At 46.3% G+C, this 19,614-nt stretch carries 17 protein-coding genes; 1 reads left to right on the forward strand and 16 read right to left on the reverse strand.

Translation table 11 applies throughout. The features are described from left to right. Positions 1 to 111 precede the first annotated feature (111 nt). Entirely contained in the window at positions 112 to 903 is a 792-nt protein-coding gene (gene pflA, locus RDV52_RS01340; RefSeq protein ID WP_004367815.1) for a pyruvate formate-lyase-activating protein, read from the forward strand. A gap of 118 nt (positions 904 to 1,021) precedes the next feature. Here the strand turns inward: pflA and RDV52_RS01345 are convergent, their stop codons facing one another. The 16 genes from RDV52_RS01345 to RDV52_RS01420 form a co-directional block, all read right to left on the reverse strand. Beyond that, positions 1,022 to 1,486, reverse strand: coding sequence for a MaoC family dehydratase (locus RDV52_RS01345; protein WP_004367814.1), 465 nt, complete (start codon positions 1,484 to 1,486; stop codon positions 1,022 to 1,024). A 906-nt stretch (positions 1,487 to 2,392) separates the two neighbouring features. Next, the gene (locus tag RDV52_RS01350) at positions 2,393 to 2,893 is read right to left on the reverse strand and encodes a CinA family protein (protein WP_004364153.1); all 501 of its coding nucleotides are present in this window, start codon (positions 2,891 to 2,893) and stop codon (positions 2,393 to 2,395) included. A gap of 12 nt (positions 2,894 to 2,905) precedes the next feature. Next, positions 2,906 to 3,940 carry a tRNA (adenosine(37)-N6)-threonylcarbamoyltransferase complex transferase subunit TsaD gene (gene tsaD / locus RDV52_RS01355; RefSeq protein ID WP_004364152.1) on the reverse strand — a complete coding sequence of 345 codons (1,035 nt, stop codon included), beginning with the start codon at positions 3,938 to 3,940 and terminating at the stop codon, positions 2,906 to 2,908. A 73-nt stretch (positions 3,941 to 4,013) separates the two neighbouring features. Then, on the reverse strand, positions 4,014 to 4,874 hold the full coding sequence (gene map / locus RDV52_RS01360; protein ID WP_004364151.1) for a type I methionyl aminopeptidase: 861 nt from the start codon (positions 4,872 to 4,874) through the stop codon (positions 4,014 to 4,016). Positions 4,875 to 6,438: 1,564 nt separating this feature from the next. Next, positions 6,439 to 6,993 (reverse strand): Fe-S-containing hydro-lyase, encoded by a 555-nt coding sequence (locus tag RDV52_RS01365; RefSeq protein WP_004367806.1) that lies wholly within the window; start codon positions 6,991 to 6,993, stop codon positions 6,439 to 6,441. Between the two features lie 25 nt (positions 6,994 to 7,018). Beyond that, a complete protein-coding gene (locus RDV52_RS01370; protein WP_004367805.1) occupies positions 7,019 to 7,861 on the reverse strand; it encodes a fumarate hydratase in 843 nt (280 codons plus the stop codon). After that, the gene (locus RDV52_RS01375) at positions 7,862 to 8,806 is read right to left on the reverse strand and encodes a P-loop NTPase family protein (RefSeq protein WP_004367803.1); all 945 of its coding nucleotides are present in this window, start codon (positions 8,804 to 8,806) and stop codon (positions 7,862 to 7,864) included. 145 nt (positions 8,807 to 8,951) lie between these two features. Beyond that, entirely contained in the window at positions 8,952 to 9,272 is a 321-nt protein-coding gene (locus RDV52_RS01380) for a DUF4387 domain-containing protein (protein WP_004367801.1), read from the reverse strand. A gap of 24 nt (positions 9,273 to 9,296) precedes the next feature. After that, the gene (locus tag RDV52_RS01385; protein ID WP_040557265.1) at positions 9,297 to 10,673 is read right to left on the reverse strand and encodes an acyclic terpene utilization AtuA family protein; all 1,377 of its coding nucleotides are present in this window, start codon (positions 10,671 to 10,673) and stop codon (positions 9,297 to 9,299) included. Positions 10,674 to 11,154: 481 nt separating this feature from the next. Continuing rightward, positions 11,155 to 12,396, reverse strand: coding sequence for a methylaspartate ammonia-lyase (locus tag RDV52_RS01390; protein WP_004364141.1), 1,242 nt, complete (start codon positions 12,394 to 12,396; stop codon positions 11,155 to 11,157). A gap of 128 nt (positions 12,397 to 12,524) precedes the next feature. After that, entirely contained in the window at positions 12,525 to 13,982 is a 1,458-nt protein-coding gene (locus tag RDV52_RS01395) for a methylaspartate mutase subunit E (protein ID WP_004364139.1), read from the reverse strand. A gap of 27 nt (positions 13,983 to 14,009) precedes the next feature. Continuing rightward, positions 14,010 to 15,395 (reverse strand): methylaspartate mutase accessory protein GlmL, encoded by a 1,386-nt coding sequence (gene glmL / locus RDV52_RS01400; protein ID WP_004364138.1) that lies wholly within the window; start codon positions 15,393 to 15,395, stop codon positions 14,010 to 14,012. 3 nt (positions 15,396 to 15,398) lie between these two features. Next, a complete protein-coding gene (gene glmS / locus RDV52_RS01405; RefSeq protein WP_004364137.1) occupies positions 15,399 to 15,815 on the reverse strand; it encodes a methylaspartate mutase subunit S in 417 nt (138 codons plus the stop codon). A gap of 426 nt (positions 15,816 to 16,241) precedes the next feature. Further along, on the reverse strand, positions 16,242 to 17,633 hold the full coding sequence (gene tilS / locus RDV52_RS01410; protein ID WP_004367798.1) for a tRNA lysidine(34) synthetase TilS: 1,392 nt from the start codon (positions 17,631 to 17,633) through the stop codon (positions 16,242 to 16,244). Continuing rightward, complete coding sequence (locus RDV52_RS01415; RefSeq protein ID WP_004367797.1) at positions 17,623 to 18,834, reverse strand: class I SAM-dependent rRNA methyltransferase; 1,212 nt, start codon at positions 18,832 to 18,834, stop codon at positions 17,623 to 17,625. The genes tilS and RDV52_RS01415 overlap by 11 nt, the downstream gene beginning before the upstream one ends. Before the next feature lie 2 nt (positions 18,835 to 18,836). Beyond that, positions 18,837 to 19,520: a 3'-5' exonuclease gene (locus RDV52_RS01420; RefSeq protein ID WP_004367796.1), complete on the reverse strand. Its 684-nt coding sequence runs from the start codon at positions 19,518 to 19,520 to the stop codon at positions 18,837 to 18,839. Positions 19,521 to 19,614 lie beyond the last annotated feature (94 nt).

The raw sequence follows: 19,614 nt of genomic DNA on the forward strand, positions 1-19,614 counted from the left end.
GAAATAATTGGGCTGACGCGTTTGGTCCAATTATTTTTTTACATCAAACCGTCACAATCGACATATAAATTGGTCGATATTGTACACCAGACAAATAACTACAAGGACATCATGGCAGAACAAATACCTACAATAGAGTATGATACTGAGAACATGGAACGTGCCGACGGCAAACCACTGGCAAAGGTACACTCCATCGAATCGTTCGGTTCGGTAGATGGACCGGGTATCCGTTTCATCGTTTTTCTAAAGGGTTGCACCATGCGTTGCCGTTATTGTCATAACCCGGACACATGGGACAGCCATTCCGACAAGCTGATGACAGCAGACGAACTGCTGGCGAAAGCCGTTCGCTTTAGAAGCTATTGGGGCACGAAGGGCGGCATAACGGTGAGTGGGGGAGAGGCTTTGCTGCAGATAGACTTCCTCATTGAGTTCTTCCGCAAGGCAAAGGCGCAGGGCATAAATACCTGTCTCGACACGTCGGCACAGCCTTTCCGGCGCACAGGAGTTTTCTTTGAGAAGTTCAAAGAACTGATGAAATATACCGATTTGTTGCTTTTCGACATCAAGCACATTGATTCTGATGAGCATAAAAAGCTGACTGGCTGGCCCAACGACAACATTTTGGACTGTGCACGATACTTGTCTGAAATTGGCAAACCCATCTGGATACGGCACGTTCTTGTGCCTACGATTACCGATAACGACGAGTATCTGCACCGTTTGCGTGCATTTATAGCCTCGCTGGACAACGTTGAAAAGATTGAAGTGCTGCCCTATCACACGCTGGGAATATATAAATGGGAGAACCTGCACATTCCTTACACGTTGAAAGGAATACCCGAGCCTACGCCCGAACAGGTACAACATGCACAACAAATATTGGAAGGCAAGGCGTAAAGGGGTGCTTTGGGGTGGTGGTTTTGATAGGTGTCCTAGGAATACTAGGGCCCCTAGTATTCCTAGGACACCCTATGATATTTATAGCCCCCTACCTTTTTTAGCTTTTCATTTACGCTTATTCAAAGTAATACAAGAAGGTGGCAATGCCTTCCAGGGCAGGTTTGCGCTCACCTTCAATCTCTATTTGGAACTTGATGCCCGCCCTGCAGATGCCCCGCAAGTTCTCTATGCTGTCGAGCGAAGACACCAGACGAATGTGCGAACCTGCGAGTACAGGACGCCCGAAGCGCATTTTGTCCATGCCATAGTTCACCATCATCTTCAGATTATGCACCTCAATGATTTCGCTCCACATGTGTGGCAGCAGCGAAAGCGTAAGATATCCGTGTGCGATAGTACTCTTGTAGGCACTTTCTTTTGCTGCCCGTGCGGTGTCTACATGTATCCATTGATGGTCTAAAGTGGCGTCGGCAAAAAGATTGATGCGTTCCTGACTAACCTCCAACCACTGACTTTCACCGAGTTTCTTGCCCAAATAGCTTGCCAACTCTTCGTAGTTGTTCACTATTAGTTTATCCATTGTTTTCCTTTCATCTTTGTTTTGTGCCTACAAAGATACTAAGTTTCTTCTTAATTCCACCACTTTTGTCTTGCTCTTTCTTCTTAAAATTGCACAAAATATGTGTTAAGTGTGCAGTCTAAAGCGATGAATTGCAAGTCCACCCATTCGTTTCCTCTTCCTCGTAACGTATCAGAACCAACCCACAAGCAGCTGTAGAGGCGTGATTTTTCATGTTCCTAATCCCCTAAAAACAGTAGCGTTTGATGGTTATTGAGGGCTTTCCACAAGATTAAACTCCATATAATGCAAAAGCGCAAGACCATCACAGTCTCACGCTTTCGTTAGTCCAAATAGGCTGTCTGCCTATTCTAACCTCTGCTTGATTTGTAGGTTCGCGCCTCTCGGCGTTCCCCTCAAAATCTCGCATCGTTTGTTATCCTTTACTCAATCTTAATTTATATTACCTTAAACTAATCCTATTAGTTTGAACAATCTCCTTTGTTCTTCTTAAATAAAACAACTAAAAACCTAAATCTATTACTATTAACCTAAACAATCTAATAACCTTTTTGTCTTAATGACAGTGCAAAGGTACACAGCTTTGCCGATACTGAAAAATATTTCGACATGTTTTTTTCGATGTGAACGGCTTTCTTGACATGCGTCAATTCTTTAATGTGTCCGTAAACGTGTGGTCTTATTATTCTAACAGATATTGTCTTTTGTACAAGGAATGGGAGGACGAGGGGTGAAGACGAAACAACAGATTGCAGACACTGTGTGTACGGCCGTGCAATCTGTTATTGTCTGGAAGACATGCAACCGCTTTGTGCGGGAAAATGTCGAAGGACAGAGGTTGTAAAAGCTATGTTTTCTCAAGCTCTCATGTCTGGTTCTGCATGTGCTTCGCTCTTGTTGTCTGCCCTATTTATCGCTAAGTTTCTCTTTTAGGAAGTCGAGCATTAAGCGTATTGCCTTATTGGTTGCAATGGCAAGATTAATGTCCCGGCCGAAGTTTTCGGTGAGTTTGAATGTCCGTATGTCGTCTTTCGAGCCGTAACCAATCCATATTGTGCCTACGGGAATGTCGGTTGTGCCACCGCCCGGACCCGCTATGCCGGTAACAGAAATGGCAAAATCCACCTGCAGAGCCTCGATGGCACCGCGCGCCATCTGTTTTGCCACCTCTTCGCTAACGGCTGTATGTTCTTGCAAAGTATCGGCAGAAACACCCAATAAGCGTATTTTCACCTCGTCGGTGTACGACACTATGCCTCCCTTGAAGTAGTTTGAGGCTCCCGGAATGGCTATGATGGTCTCGCTGATGCGCCCACCTGTGCAGCTCTCGGCAGTTCCGAGCGAATAGCCCGATGCATAAATTAGGTCGCCAATCTGGCGCGATAATATCTTACTTTCAAATTCCATAGTCGTTAATTCCTATTCAAATGTAACTTTACTGAAAGCCGGAAGGTCGATTGAAGCAAACTTGCCGTCTCTGTATTTAAACGTTCCGACGCTGGCAATCATGGCAGCATTGTCGGTAGTATAACTAAATTTCGGTATATAAATGGTCCACCCGAAGCGGGCAGCGTGGTCGTGAAAGGCGTTGCGCAGACCGTTGTTGGCTGACACGCCCCCTGCTACGGCAACGTGTCTGATGCCCGTGTCCTTAACAGCCTTGCGCAGTTTCTTCATCAAAATGTCTACGATGGTAAACTCAAGGCTCGCTGCGAGGTCGTTCTTGTGGTGTTCTATGAAGTCGGGATCGTCCTGAATCCACTCGCGGAGGTTGTAAAGGAACGACGTTTTCAGTCCTGAGAACGAGTAATCGTAGCCCGCTACGTTGGGTTCGGCAAACTTATAGGCTTTAGGATTGCCGTTTCTGGCAAGCTTGTCAATGATTGGTCCGCCCGGATAGCCTAATCCCATCACCTTTGAACATTTGTCTATGGCTTCGCCGGCAGCGTCGTCTATTGTCTGTCCCAACACTTCCATGTCGTTATAGGCATTCACCTTTACTATCTGGGAGTTGCCACCGGAAACCAAAAGGCAGATGAAGGGGAAGGGAGGCTGGCTGTTGTCGTCGTCGTTTTCCTTAATAAAGTGGGCTAAGACGTGTCCTTGCAGGTGGTTGACGTCTATGAGCGGAATGCCCAAAGCCCGTGCAAAACCTTTGGCAAAGCTTACTCCCACGAGCAGACTGCCCATTAAACCCGGTCCGCGTGTAAAGGCAACGGCAGACAATTGTTCCTTTGTTATGCCGGCACGCTTAATGGCTTGGTCTACAACAGGCACTATATTTTGTTGGTGTGCCCGTGAGGCCAGTTCCGGAACGACACCTCCGTAAGCCTTGTGGACATCTTGTGAGGCGGTAACATTGCTGAGAATTACACCATTTCGCAGTACTGCTGCACTGGTATCGTCGCAACTGCTCTCAATACCAAGTATGTAAATATCCTCGTCTTTCTTCATTATTGTTCTCTTCCTGTGCTGTTGGCACTCTGCTTATGTAGCCTTTCTACATTGCAGTTTAGTGGTCTTACGCTTAGTGTGTGAGTATTTCTACTCCGCTATCAGTCATTAAGAAGGTGTGTTCCCACTGTGCAGAGGGTAGCTCGTCGCCTGTTATCACCTCCCAGCCGTATGGGTCGTCGGCATCGATAAAGACTTTCCACGTACCTTGATTAATCATTGGCTCGATGGTGAACACCATTCCAGGCACCAGCAACATGCCCGTTCCCCTGTGTCCGTAGTGCAAAACTTCAGGCTCTTCGTGGAACTCCAAGCCCACGCCATGCCCACAAAGGTCGCGCACGACGCCGTATCCGTACTTCTCGGCATGCTTCTGTATGGCGTGCCCAATGTCTCCGACGAACGAGTAAGGCTTGGCTGCAGCCGCGCCAATCTCGAGGCATTCCTTGGTAACACGCACCAATTGTTCTTTCTCGGGGGTAGTTTTTCCAATGATGAACATGCGGCTTGCATCGGCAAAATAGCCGTCCACAATGCACGTCATGTCCACATTTACAATGTCGCCCTCCTGCAGAACGTCTTCCTTCTTGGGTATTCCGTGGCATACCACCTCGTTTATGCTGGTGCAGACACTTTTTGGATAGCCCTCGTAGTTAAGGCATGCAGGTGTGGCATTGTGCTCTTTGCAGAACGCCATACATATATCGTCTATCTCTTGTGTATTCATTCCGGCGTGAATAGCATCTGCCACAGCGTCTAAGCAGCCTGTGTTTACAACGCCTGCACGGCGTATTCCTTCTATCTGTTCCGGGGTTTTAATAAGGTTTCGAGTTGGTACGAGCTTTCCTTTCTTCTCGAATTCCATTATCCTTCTATCCATTTCGGTGGGTTCTTGTCCTGGTAGACAGTGCCACCTTCTCTTCTTCAATATCATTGTTACCTTTTTAAACTTCTTTGCAAAAGTACTAATAATAAATAGAAATGACAAAGGAATTAACTCATTTTTATCCCTTTCGCATTATAAGGGTGCTTGAGCTGTTTTGTTGAAATAACAGAATGCTGTCTGCTTGCCATTCGTATAATTTTTTGAAAAAACATGCGTTGTCTTGCAAAAGAATACTTGATTTAAATCAATTAAATGCAAATAAATGAATATTTTTGGTTCATTATTTGTGCTTTTAAGTATTTATTGTTATCTTTGCTAACACTTAAAGGTAGAAAAAACGTTACTTTCGTTGAGTCATTTTGGTAGAGATTGCGTATTTAGGCACTATATTTTGAATTTTCTCAGGAGCAGTGATGCTCTACAATTGTTTATATTTAAGTTTATAAAAGTTTTCTTCAGTTAAAGTTATAGATTAGGTAGAAGACGATTGTTTCAGGATAACTTTTCTGTTTCATGCCACTTATTTTTTCACAATATGAAAGATGTGAAGTTCCGTTTCGTCTGTCTTTGTTTCCCAATTGGTTTTCTTTTCAAACACCATTCATATCCTTGTTAAAATTCATTCAGTCCCTTTTCAGATGCCATTCAAATGCTATTTGAATGCAAACCTGCCATTCCCTATATTCGGCGGAAACCTGATAGAGAGTCGGAAACTGCGATAATTGTTATCGCACACTATTCTAAAATTAGTTAAATCAGGAGTATTTTGTATAAAAATATTTTGATATTAGATAAAAATAGCGTACATTTACGCTCGTTATCCTGAAACAATCTTATGTGCCTTACTAACTAATACCTAACTTAGAACAGAAACGACGGACTGAGAAGCCCGTCGTTTTCTTTTGTCTGAAAATCTTTTGACAATTTACAGACAAGCACAACAGTATTGTAAAGATAATTCAGAAGAAAGGCAACGATTGCGTTTTTGCGTTGCAAAAACGGCTCTTTTCCATCGTAAAACCCATGCTTTTACCGTGCGAAAGAGCCATTTTTGAAGTGTCAGATAATAGATTTTATAATGCTCTGATAATTAAGTTGTTATACAATATGTATGCTTTTAAAATATATTTACAGTCCTATTGGCTTGTTTTTACCAATATACCAAGGTGCGGAGAGAGGATAACGAGAGGACTTCAAAAGGATTTTTCCCATAGGAAAGGTGAATGTTGAAATTGTGTTCGTCGGTTTTTAACACTCGCATAAGAATACCAACGGTGTGGATTGCATAGTGTAGAGGCGTGATTTATCACGTTCTTCATTTCCATGCAGCAGTCTCTTGGGTGCAGGGAAGCAATTTGTTGCGTCCCTACGGCAGGGAAGAGGCATTTATGCAGGGGCGGTTCAACAATGGTTCATCGGTGGAACGGTTTTCTTCTGGTTGCACTTCCACACAGAAAAATACTCCCATTCTGTTTGGATAAACAGCGTGGGAGTATGGTAAATAGTTATGTTCTTTCGTTCCTTTTTTATTCTTCGAAAAGTGCGTTTTCTCGCCATGGCATTGTCCAAGCGAGCTTGCCACTGTTCATTTGGCTTATCAAAGACGTCCTTTCTACTGCCTGTATTTCTCTACACCGAGCTTATACATATCGTTTCCTTCGTGGTCGATGGCTACGATTACAGGCAGTTCCTCTACACGGAGGCGGCGTATAGCCTCTGTGCCGAGCTCGTCGAAAGCGATGACTTCGGCTTCTTTTACTGCCTTTGCCATAAGGGCGGCAGCACCACCGATGGCAGCGAAGTAAACGCCAGTGTGCTCTTTGAGTGCGTCGATAACCTCTTCGGAACGAGAGCCTTTGCCTATCATGACGCGTAAGCCTTGCTGAATGAGGCGTGGCGAGTAGGCGTCCATGCGTCCACCCGTAGTCGGACCGACAGAACCGATGGGTTGTCCCGGCTTGGCAGGGCAGGGGCCAGCATAGTAAACCGCCTGACCCTCAAAGTTGAATGGCATAGGTTCGCCTGCGTCCAGCATTTCGCAAAGACGCTTGTGTGCAGCATCGCGCGCCGTATATATAGTGCCCGAAATGTAAACCATATCGCCTGCGTGGAGCGAACGTATGGTTTCGTCGGTGAAGGGAGCTGATATAATTCGTTTTTCTTCCATAATTCGTTTTCTTATATTTGCGTGTTTAGAGTGAACCTTCGGCGTGTCGTGTGGCGTGGCAGCCAATGTTTACCGAGACGGGCAAGCCTGCAATGTGGGTGGCATTGGTGAGAATGCTTACTTGCAGGGCTGTTGTCGTGCCGCCGAAACCGCAGGGACCGATGCCGAGCTTGTTGATTTCTTCCAGCAATTCTTTCTCCAACTGGGCTACGTGAGGCTTTTTGCTCACACTGCCAACAGGGCGTAGAAGGGCTTTCTTGCTGAGGAAGGCTGCCCGCTCCATAGTTCCACCGATACCAATGCCCACGATGATGGGTGGGCAGGGGTTGCCGCCAGCGTGGAAAATGGTGTCGATGACAAACTCCTTGATTCCTTTCACGCCTGCACTGGGCGTAAGCATCTTCAGTCCGCTCTTGTTTTCGCTGCCGAAACCCTTTGGTGCTACGGTGATGTGGAACTCATCTCCCGATACGATTTCGTAGTGAATGATGGCTGGTGTGTTGTCGGTGGTGTTCACACGGTCTATCGGGTCTTTCACAACCGACTTGCGCAGATAGCCGTTTGCATAGCCTTGGCGCACGCCTTGGTTGATGGCTTCCTCGATGAAACCGCCCGTAACGTGGCACTCTTGTCCCATTCTGACGAACACAACCGTCATTCCTGTGTCCTGACACATAGGCACACGCTCGGTTCTGGCAATGTCGGCATTCTTTACTATCGTACCGATGATTTCGCTTGCCAAGGGCGATTTCTCTTGTTTCTGGCATATTGCGAGCTTGTTGTATATATCGTCGGCAAGCACGTAACATGCTTCTATACAGAGTTTTTCTACCAACTCCGTAATTCTTGATGCTTCAATTTCTCTCATTTATACTTCTCTTGTAAGGAAATACTGTGTATTTCGGTTCTCAATGTTTTCGCAATTCTTGTCAACAATGCCTATCAGGCAGTGCGTTTTAGTGTCCGGGTCGTACATAAGTTCCTTTACAAAGGCAAAGTTCTGTATGTCTTGGGTGTTGGTAACCTGCAGGCGAGGACCTCCGCACTCTACAATGCATTCGCCGATGGTGATGTGTTCCTCGTCGTAGTATGCCACAGGCTGATGCTGGTCTATTACTTCTTTCACGCTATCTTCAAGTTCCTGAATGTCAAACTCTTCGTGGTTGTAGAACTTCAGTACGAATCCGTTGCGTATGTCGGAGAAGTAGTAGCTGTCTGGATAGATGCCGTAGTTGTCCTCGAGTATGTAACGGGTGATTTCTTCGGCGGTGTGCGCCATCTTGCGGTACTTCAACGACTCGTGCACAATGTCGTAAATGCTTTCCGGAAGTGGTCCGAACATAGATGGACGTGCTACGATAATCTCTTCACCGATGCCAACAACGAGGTCGGCATTCCGACCTAAAGCCTTCCGTAACAGGTTGAAATGCTCAACGATGACACGCTTTTTGTGCTCCAGCAACGTTTTAACGAACTCTGCAATCTCCCACATCTGCATGAAACCAGTAAGGAAACGAATGTCCAAATGGAACGATGAAGCCTCCTTTATCTCGCCCAATGCAATCGCCTCGCGCATGGAAAGGATTTTGCGGGGATTGATAACGTCGTCGTCGTTGGTGAGTTCCAATCCGGGAAACATGCCCTTGATGAGCGATGACTTGCCCGAACCTGCATCGCCGACAATGCCGATAAGGCGATCGGTGTAGAGAAGGTGGCGTTGCGAAATGTAGTCGCCGAGGAATATAAGACGCTCTTTGCCACGGGGAGCGAAGTATTGCGTCGATATAAGATACTGTTGAAGTGGGTTTATCATTGCTGTTCGTGCTGGGTGTTGGTGCGGGAAGGCAGTGTAAGCAGGGCTTGTTGCCCAGTGTATAATAGAACTTGTGTGTAAAAAAAAGAACGAGTTGGCACGCCCCACAGTGTGGGTTCGTGTGCCGGCTCGCTCTATGTTCGTGTTACAATTCGAAGGTCATCTTCATCAAAGGTGTGTGCTGCTGTGCGCCGTACACATCGGTTTCGCCCAACGAACCCGATGGGATAGGGCGGACGATGGTTACTTTGATGGCTTTTGCAGGGTCGAAGTGAATGATGTTAATGATGTCTTCTGTCTTGATATGGTAGAGTTCACAGAACATTTTTTCGTTGAAAATGTTGGCTGCCTTTACCTTATTATACATATCAAAGTCCTTGAAAATGACATCGAACGTAAGTTCGAAAGGCCCCGAATTCTTGCTGCGAATAACCGAAGCCACGTCTATTAATTTGTATTGTGCCATGTTTTTATCTCCTTAAACTGTTTGTTACTTGCATTCTCCCTTGTCGAAATTGACGTAAGTGATAGGGAAGAGACTTGTTGGGTCGTCTACTTCCAAGAGGTGATAGACGTTGAATTCGTAAACTTCGCCCATCTTACAGTCTGATGGAGAGAACGGGAAGGCGAGGTTACCTGATGTGGAATAGCGACCTTCATAGCCGAAGTGGAGCATCGTACTGCGTGCAAAGCTGCAGATAGTGTTGGCTGTTTCCTGACTATCTGCCACGGCTTCGATAATGATGAGCAGTTCATCAGAGTGCGATTCCTCTATTCCTTTGAACATAGCCATAACGCCTTTCTTGCCGTAAATCTTGAAATCGAGGAAGAAATCGGTTATGCCGTACTTCTTGAAGTTATCCTCTACGCGAGCGCGAACAGCCTCTGTGATTTCGTCTATCTTAGAAATCATGATGGGATCCTTAACCGCTGCAGGCGACATAGTGCGGAAACCTACCCGGCGAACACCCTCGAGCTTAACGTAATATTTGTCGGTTGGTACGAACTTGGAGCCTGAAACACGTACCTTATTGTCGTCTACCTGTTCGAATTTGCATTCGTGCAGGTTGATGGCACCGCCCGGACCAGGCAATATGTATGGGTTGGTCTTCTCGTAAAGAGTGTGTCCTGCAATGGAAAGAGTAGTACATTTACGAGCTGACGACAATGGTTCGAGCACGAAATCGTCGTGGTGCAGATAGCCAAACATACAGTCGCTACCACTTCCCGGCAGTGCGCAGATAGCGGCACACTCTAATATTTTGCCCAAGTGGATAGCCAAACCTTTAGGAAATCCCTCCTTTATTGGAAGGGCTGCGAATACAGATGGGTCGTAAGAACGACCAGCAATAATAACGTCTGCCCCTTCTTCCAATGCCTTGATGTAAGGTTCTTCGCCCATTTGTGCCACGATGTGAACGGCTTCGTCTATGTCTTTCTCTCCGATAGGCTTAGCCGGAGCAAGTGGAGTTACCTTTCCTTTGCGAAGTTCTTCCTTGATAAAGTCTTTCTCAAATTCCGATTCTATTACTGCCATCTTGAAAGAAAGCCCTTTCTCTTTGGCTATTTCGCGAATGATATCGAGCACAAATTTTACGTGAGGACGTGCCCCGCTACCACCGGCAGTACCTACAATGACAGGTACTTTCGCCTCGATGCCCGCAGGAATCATGATTTCCAAGTCGCGTTTTACCGAGTTGCGGTCGGTGAACGACTTGCCTGCGCCAAGATAATAAGGTCCCGGGTCTGATGAACCAGCGTCTACTGCAATTACATGTGGTTTACGTTTCATTCCTTCTACGAACGATTCCATCGGGAAACCATAGCCCAATATCGCCGTAGTGGAAAGTATTCTGATTTCTTCCATCTTTCTTTTCCTTTTTTTATTGCGTGGTCGAAACCTTTTAATTGCCTGATTGGAAGCAAGGTACAATAACTTTATGAGCGTTAAAGAGACGTACCATAAAAGGTTTGTTCCAATATTTAGAAGTTTTAATAAATATGACTTTCGCTTCTGAAGAGTGCGCTATCAACCTTTGGAAATGATTGAATTGGAGTCTGATGTCTATTGTGTCATTTTCTGACTGCTATTGCATCGATTTCTAAAACCCATTGTTTCGCTCTCTAAAACCCACCCTTTTGCGATGCAAAAGAGCCTGTTTTGTTCTTCAAAACCCATTGTTTTGATTTCTGATGGCGATAGCATCAATCTCAGACGCAGTTTGTATCAGTTCCTGACAGATACGATGTCATATCTTGATGAATATGGCGTCGTGTCTGAAAGGAACAGACGCCACATCCTTTTTTCTATCTTGTAATATTGAATTTGCGTATATATTATAATGTGTCTACTCGGCGGTGAGAGCCAAGATGCGGCTCATTTCGTTGAAGACAATCATGTAGCCTTCGTCTACACCCATACCCGGTTTTGCAAGATACTGTACAGGTTGGGTTGCCATGGCGATGTTTGCACAAACTTCTGCAGAGCGGTTTGTTTCGTTGCAAGTACCACCGAGATAGGCACCCATGCCGTGTTCCTTGCAGTAAAGTACGGCTTCGATGGTGTTGTTGATGCCTCCGAGGTCGGGCGTCTTTATCTGTGCCATGTGCCCAGCCTTCTTTTCAGTGAACGCTTTGATGTCTTCCAGTGTGTTGCACCACTCGTCTGCAACGATTTCAGCGTCGATACCGTCGCGGTCCATCGCTGCGCGGATAGCAGCCAGAGCATCGATTTGTGCTTCGCGCTCGCCCATATCAACTGGTCCTTCTACACGCAAGTGGAACGGTTTTGCTATTTCTGCCACTTCGCCAATGTATTTGGCGATAGCCTCGAAGTCGTTGTTGAACACGATGCCGAGTGTACCGTAGACGTCGATATGGAATGTTGGGTTGTAGCATTCGCATGGACGGAGCTCGAGCACGCGGTTGCGGAGCCACTCTATATATTCCTTAATCTTTTCGCCTTTCAGTCCAACCTTTGTCTCAACGTGATTGAAAAGTGCGTGGGGAAGCACGTCTGCACACTTCATTATCATCTTGTCTGCATTCAGGTAGCGGTCGTCTCCCGATTGAGAGAAGATAGGAATCATCTTCTTGGAAACCTCTGTGCCATATTCATCGGCTACTACTTGTGCCATTAATTTGGCTTGGCTCTTTGCAACGGCATCGAGACAAGCCTGTGTTACACCATATCTTATGGCGGTGTGATATATCTTTCCTGTAGACGGACTTACTGCCTTGTCTACGAGGTCAGCCATTTTGCGGAACGATGTAATTTCTTTTCCTTCGTAAAGTGGTGCTATTTCTTTCTCAATAACTGGGATAAAGTCCTTGGCAAGGAACAGTGGGTCGCGCCCACCGGCACCTGAATACTGTACGGCAGCACAGTCTCCGAATGCGATGGCACCGTTCTCAAGGATAAACATAACGCTGATAGACTCGCCGGCTTGTCTTACTTGCTTGAAACCGGGTGTCATTGGAGTCCCAATATAGAAGGCACCGTCATTCTTTGCACCAGCTTTGATGGCTTTCTGGTCATCGAAAAAGAATCCCGTTTTGCCCGGAGCGCATACAACTTTCTTGATTTTCATAATAAGAACCTGTTTAAGTTATGGTCTCGCTACCATTTCTCTATCATTCAATAGCGAGACCGATGTGTTAGTTTATATTTTTACTTGATGTGTCTTTTATTTATATTCGCTTGAAGAACATTGCAGAATTAGTTGTTCTTCGGGCGTCCTACAAGGTGTCCCTTACCGATTGCGTAAACGTCGTCGATAACCATCTGGAAGCTGACAGGACGGTTTTCTGCCTTCGCACGTTCCTCTAATTTCTGGCGATGGAAGGTTACCAAGTCGTCGCTGAGCGGCATGTTACCCATGTTCAGCAAGCGGATAGCACCTTGATTGTCGCGTGCAGGCAACACCTTACCGGCGTTGTACTTGCTTGGTGCGAATGGTATGTCGATTACACCGGCTTCGATAGCAGCGCAAGTTCCCACAGCCCAGTCGCCCTTGCCGAGTTCCTCGACCTTGTTGAGCATACACTCCATTTCCTGCATAATGATTTCGCTTTCGTCTACAACAGCAGGTATTTCGCGGAAGTTCTGGTCTTTTAACATATTGATGACCTGCTTCGTAGCACGCAGTCCGGCAGCGTTGGCTTCCTTGGTTGGGATACCCATAGCCTCGTGAGGAGTCTTCACGATAACCTTTGTAGCCTTTGCAAGTGCACCGGCTGCCGAGCCCCACGAGATAACACCGAACGCTTGTGCCTCGTCTTGTGGGAAACCGCCCATCCATTGGTGGAACACTGTGGTTACACGAGCGTCCTTGTAGCCGAACTTATCAAGGTATTTGCGGGTCATGATGTCGAGCGAACGTATTGCGGCAACGTCCTGAATGAGGTTTCCACACTGCCCATATCCAACAGTAAGGTCGCGTACTCCCTGTGTTGCAGCGAGCACTGCTTCGATCACAGCCACCGTATTTGAGATGCAAGGAGGGATAAGTGTACCAGTAAGAGGGCCGAATGGCTCGCGGTTGATCGACACGCCCGCTTCCTCGTACAGACCTACCAAGCGGTCAGTATACTGCCAATGATGAATTACTTGGTCTACTGGGTGCGCCTTAGAATAGGGGATATTATAGGAAATTCCGCCACCTTCGTACGAAGTGAAACCACCTGCAATAGAGATTTCGGTAAGCAAACGAGCATCAGGAGTTCCGTGTCTCACCTGCACAGGGTTCTTTACTGCCGATGTAACCTTGCGGCAAATGTCCACGCCATAGTTCACAATTGGAAATCCGTTGAGCATGGAACGGTTGGTTTCAAAACTCTTCTGAATACCAACTTCGCATTCTTTGTATCTGTTCAGACGGGTGTAGCTGTCTACGGTAGAGGGCAGCAAGTCGGCTCCGCCTTCGTCTTCGAGGAAGCGCAACAGCTTTATGTGCTCTTCGTAGAGTGCCACACCGGCACGTGGCTGAATGAGTGTGTCGCCATTTTCTACGGCTTTCTGCAGCTTGTAAGAGAAGCGTTTCTCCGGTGCAATGCTCTTTTGGTAATCTACTGCTTCTTGGAAGTCTACATCTTTCCCCGTCTCCCATTGGTTAAGGACGTCGGCTCTTTCCTTGAAAAACTCGTCGTCGGTTAGTTTTTTGTTCTTTAATTCCATAATAGTAATATTTATACTATTGTATATTTATATTTCCGTTATTTCCTTTTTCATGATTGCCAGCGCCAGATGCGGCTCGAAAGTGCTCAGCAATCCCATTGATGCGAAGATGTATTTCTTGTCGAGCATGTACTTCGGGGCTTTGGGTTTGGCAAACATTGGGTCGCGCGATGCTTTCTTTTCTGCACCACTTAGGATTTGCTTAGGGTTGCTGCTGTTCTTGATAGAACCACCGATACCTACTATATAGGGCACGTCGGAAAGGTCTTTCCCCGTCAGCGTGAACACTTGTCCCATTGGTGTGAAGGCAGGTTCGAAGTATCCGCAGTGGCGTTCTACTGCCACTTTCACGGCGTTTCGTGCCAATCCTTGTTCTATGCGTGCTTCTTCGTCGGTCTGCGGAAGGGTGGAAGGAGCGGCAACGCACCGTTTAATCCAGTCTTCTATCTTGCTTTGCTCAATCCCGAGTTCGTCTGCGAACACCTCCATGTTTATCTCGTCCGCCATCGCCGTAAGGCTGTAGCGCATTCCGAGGTCACCTTCTACGGTGCGTTTGCTGTACGGTTCGGGCAGTCCCTTGGTGATAACCTCGGCTACCGTGGGCTCTCCTTTTGCCATAGAATATATGTCTGTGGTTGCGCCACCGAGGTCTACAGCCATCATGTCGCCCATTCCTTCGTCGCGTCCGTAGCCCTTGCTGAAGAGTTCGCAACCTGTCAGAACAGCCAATGGTGTGGGAATAATGTCGTAACCACTCATTTCCTGAATCCTTGAAAGTCCTTTTGCCTCAATGATTCGGCTGATGAAGAGTTCCTTAATCTTCTGTTTTGCAGGGTTGATGTTGATGACATTGAACTGCGGCATTACGTTTTCGGCAATGACACACTTCTTTTTGTTCGATGCCTTGAAGATTTCTTCGAGTTCGTCGGAAGCGGTTTTGTTGCCTGCTGCAATGATAGAGAAGTCGCGGTCGATGGCACATAGTCGTTTGGCATTGGCTATAATAACGTCTTTATTGCCTCCGTCTGTACCTCCGCAGAGTAGAACCAAGTCTGGATTGATATCGTAAATTTCCTGCTGTTCGGTGTGTGATATTTCAAACGAGTAGGTTTTTACCACCTTTGCGCCTGCGCTCGATGCTGCCATTTTGGCTGCTTTTGCTGTAAGTTCGGGCACTAATCCGAGTGCAACCATCTTCAAACCTCCCGCAGCACTGCTGCAACAGAGCAGTCTGTCGTATTCGAAGTGTCCCATTTGGGCTTCGAGTTGCTGCATGCCGTTGTTGAATCCCTCCATCACATCGGTCTCGATGGTGGTGAAGGCAGCCGCTGTTCCTATTACATCGCCCCTTTCGGTGTCTATCGCCGTCAGCTTCGTGTATGTGCTACCAAAGTCTACTGTAAGGTATTTCATAGGTTAGTCTTCCTTCCCTAAAACCTTATCGAGGTCTTTGATAGAGATTTCGATGTCAGTTCCGGGAGGATATACCTTTGTGAAACCCATTGCGAGGAAACGTTTTTCCACGTCTTCAAAGTTCTGCTTGCCTACCACGAGGTTGCCGCCTACGAAGATGGGAATGCCTTTCAGTCCTGCTTCGTCGCACTTTTCGCGCAGTCCCTGGCAGTCGATTTCGCCATGACCATACATTGACGATACAAGAATGGCATCGGCATTGGTCTCAATGGCAGCTGCAATGTATTCTTCCTGTGCTACCATTACGCCGAGGTTCACCACATTGTAGTTGTGTTGCTCGAGTGCAAAAGCAATGATTTTATTGCCGACTGCGTGTGCATCGGCTCCAATGACGCCAGTTACTACTGTCTTTTTTTCCATAGCAATCTAATGTATTTGAGTTAGGTTCTATATATTTTCGTATATTTTGCAAACTTACAACCTTAATTTTAAATGGCAAAGAATTATCCAATAAATTTCGGAAATTAACAATCGTTTACAATAAATGGCTTTTTGGGAAATTCGTTTTTGTCTTTTGACAATGTCATTTGCTTTCAACTTCTCTGTGTCCTACATTCTGTAATACGAAGTGGACGGTGCTTTTACATTGCGAAACAGGGCTTTTTACAAGCTGAAACAGGCTCTTTTGGTGTGTAAAAGAGCCTGTTTTGAAACGTAAAATACGGAGGTTTATAACATGCTGACGGGTAGACAGTTAGCAAATGGAGACTGAAACGGAAAAAGATGGCAGTTGTTCGCCTTCCTCATGGCTAATGAAGCAGGTTATAAGAATAGGACATTGCAACGTTAAGATTGCAGGAAACGAATGTGCAAAGCCATGGCAGTAGTATTACAAATACGGTATGTTTCGCTGGAACGACGCCCTACTACCCATATAATTTCGCCGTTTCCATCGACTAAAACAAGCTGTCGCCGTTTGCTGACCGCATCTACTTTCAGGTCTGTAAGATAGTCGCTGACAAGTTTCGAACCCCTCATTCCGAAAGGGTGGAAGCGGTCTGCCACCTCAACACGGCGCAAGGTAAGTGGGAAATGCACTGCTGCCTTGTCTACAACTATTTGGTTTGTATCTGTCGGTATAACGAAATTGCTATCTACAACTTCTTCCTTTATCTCTATCTTGCATTGTTCCGAGTAGATATATCTACCCGTTTCGGGCAGTCGCAGCGGCTTCGGTGCGTTCTCTTCGTGCCGTAACAAGAGCATCATCTTTCTGTCGAACAAAAGCGTATAACTACCTGTCATGTATTCTTTTCCGCTATCTGAAGATAGGGAAGATGTTATACCCCTGACTTGCGAAGGGGTAAATCCGTAGGGAGCGAGCAGAAAAAAGAGGAAATATTCGGGCGAGACGTATTCCCTTAGGGCAGCAATGTTGATGCGAAGGTTGGGCAATGCCTGTTTCGGCTTTCCTTTCATGAGTTGCAGGAACAAGGTGCCGGCATCTCCTTTCTCTGTCGAAACAATGTTTGGAAAGGCGTTTTCTATCGATGAAATGATTATTTTTTTCGCTTCGTCAAGGTCTTCCGACATCTTCATAACCGTTTCATCGAACGAGGGATTAAGCTCTCTTAGCTTTGGAACAACCTCTAATCGGAGTTTGTTCCGCTTTATGTCGGCAACAAGATTGCTGCCATCGGTTACAAAAACTTGTTTTTTCGTGGTTAAATAAGCCTCTATCTCCGCCTTGGAACAACAGAGTAACGGTCGGATAATGTTGCCGTTAATAGGTTGAATGCCCATCAATCCACGTAGTCCGGTGCCTCTGACAAGATTTAAGAGGACGGTTTCAACCGAATCGTCTCGGTGGTGGGCAATGCAAATGGCATCGGCATCAATGTCGTGTCGCAGGGCTTCAAAATAGTTATAGCGCAACGTACGTGCAGCCATTTCTATGCTTACTTTATGCAGTTCGGCATATTCTGCTGTATCAAAGTGAATTAAGTGTAGTTCTATATTGTTCTCCTTACACAGTTTTATGCAGAAATCTTCGTCTCGTTGGCTCTCTTCTCCACGCAGAAGGAAGTTGCAATGTGCTGCTTCAACGTAGTAGCCTAACTCCTTTAGTATCAGTAACAGAGCCACACTGTCGGCTCCTCCCGACAGTCCAACGATGTATCGGCCATCTAACGGGAGCAGTTTGTGGGTGTCGATGAATGTCTTTACCTTATTCAACATAGAGCACTAATCCCTTCAGATACTCTCCTTCGAGGTGGTAAATATTGATTGGGTGGTCGGCTGGCTGGTGTATCTGGTGTAGTATTCTAACCTTTCTACCAGTCTGTGCAGCAGCCGTAAACACTGCTTGGCGAAAGTTTTCCTTTGTAACAACCTGCGAACAGCTGAATGTAAACAGTATGCCACCTTTCTTAATGCGTTCAAATCCTTTCACGTTCAGGCGGGTATAACCACGCAGTCCGTTCTTCAGAGCACTGCGATGCTTGGCAAATGCTGGTGGGTCGAGCACTATAAGGTCGTATTTCCCATCATTGTTGTCGAGGTATTTAAAGGCATCTTCGCAGATGGCTTCGTGCCTGTTGTCGCCCGGAAAGTTAAGTTCTATGTTCGCATTGGTTAGTTCCACCGCCTTTGCAGAGCTGTCTACAGAGTGCACAAGCTTTGCTCCGCCCCGCATGGCATACACCGAAAAGCCGCCCGTATAGCAGAACATGTTCAGCACCGAGCGTCCTTTTGCATAATGTTCCAGCAAGCTACGGTTTTCGCGTTGGTCTATAAAGAAACCCGTTTTCTGTCCTTTTAGCCAGTCGATATGGAATTTTAGTCCGTTCTCAATGGCTATGTCGTTGTCGGTATTGCCGTAAATAAACCCATTTTCTTGTCCTAATTCAGCCTTGAAGGGCAGCGTAGTCTCGCTCTTGTAATATATGCTGTCCACCTTTTCGCCCATAACGGCATGCAATGCAGCCGCTATCTCGTAGCGAGCGACGTGCATTCCCACCGAATGAGCCTGCATGACGCACGTTGTTCCATAGACATCGACTATCAGTCCGGGCAGATTGTCGCCCTCGCCATGTACCAGACGATAAGTGGTATTGACGGTTTCGCCCGTACCAGCCGCCACGTTTTCAGCCGGTCGAATGACACCAATGGCTTCCCTGACAGCCATCGCTGCCTTTAGACGGGCTTGCCAGAAGTGAGCGTCGATGGGCACATCGCGAAACGAAAGTATGCGAACGGTGATGGAACCAATCTGGAAATGCCCCACTCCCATGAAGTTTCCGTCTCTCGTGTAGACCTTTACAAGGTCGCCTTCCTGCAATGTTTCGTCCTTCTCGAGTATTGCACCGGAGAATATCCACGGGTGCCGGCGCAGCAAACTTTCCTCTTTCCCTTTCTTTAAAACTATCTTCTTATACATTGTTAATCGTTCTTTTGCGTGTCATTAACATCGGTTTCATCGATATTTTCGGTGGTTTTTAGTTCTGGCTGGGGCACTATCACGGTTTCGTAATTATGTGTTTTATGAAGTTCCTGCAGGCGTTCGTAGATTTGAATGCACGTCCATGCGTCGGTGGCAGCATATATTTTCTGCTGCTCCGTCAGTATGGGTGCCTCCCAATTGGATAATTGTTGCCGTTTCGTAATGCGCTCATGGAAAAGGTTTGCATACAGTTTCTGCAAGCTAAGGTCTTCTATTCCGAACTCGCTAACCATGTTCTGAAGGTCTATGAACCGCCCAATCTTGAAATCTCTACGTTGGTGCAACATCATAAAATCGTCGTGTAAAGAAAGTCCAACCTTCAGTATTGTGGTGTCTTCAAGTAGCCTGACGATGCACGAGGGCATACCTATTAAGTTCAAACGGAAAAGAAAACACACGTCCTTGGTGCTCACTTGCAACAGTGCAACCTTATGATGTTGTCCCTTTTTGAATACCGGGCGTGTTTCAGAATCGATACCAAGAATATCCGCCGACAGCAGGAAATCGACAGCTTTCTGGGCTTCAGACTCGGTAAGAACCACTACTATTTTGCCTGGAAATGTTACCCTGGGCAAGTCGGAGATACTCTTTTTATCGAACTTATTGTATAATTTAGTAATCATAATGTACTGTTTCGTTTTGCAAATTTAGCAAAATCTTCTGAAAATATGCCCGATTATATGGCATTTTTTTAGTACTTTTGCATTTGGTTTAAAC

The organism is Prevotella nigrescens, assembly GCF_031191185.1.
In the GTDB taxonomy this organism is placed as follows: domain Bacteria; phylum Bacteroidota; class Bacteroidia; order Bacteroidales; family Bacteroidaceae; genus Prevotella; species Prevotella nigrescens.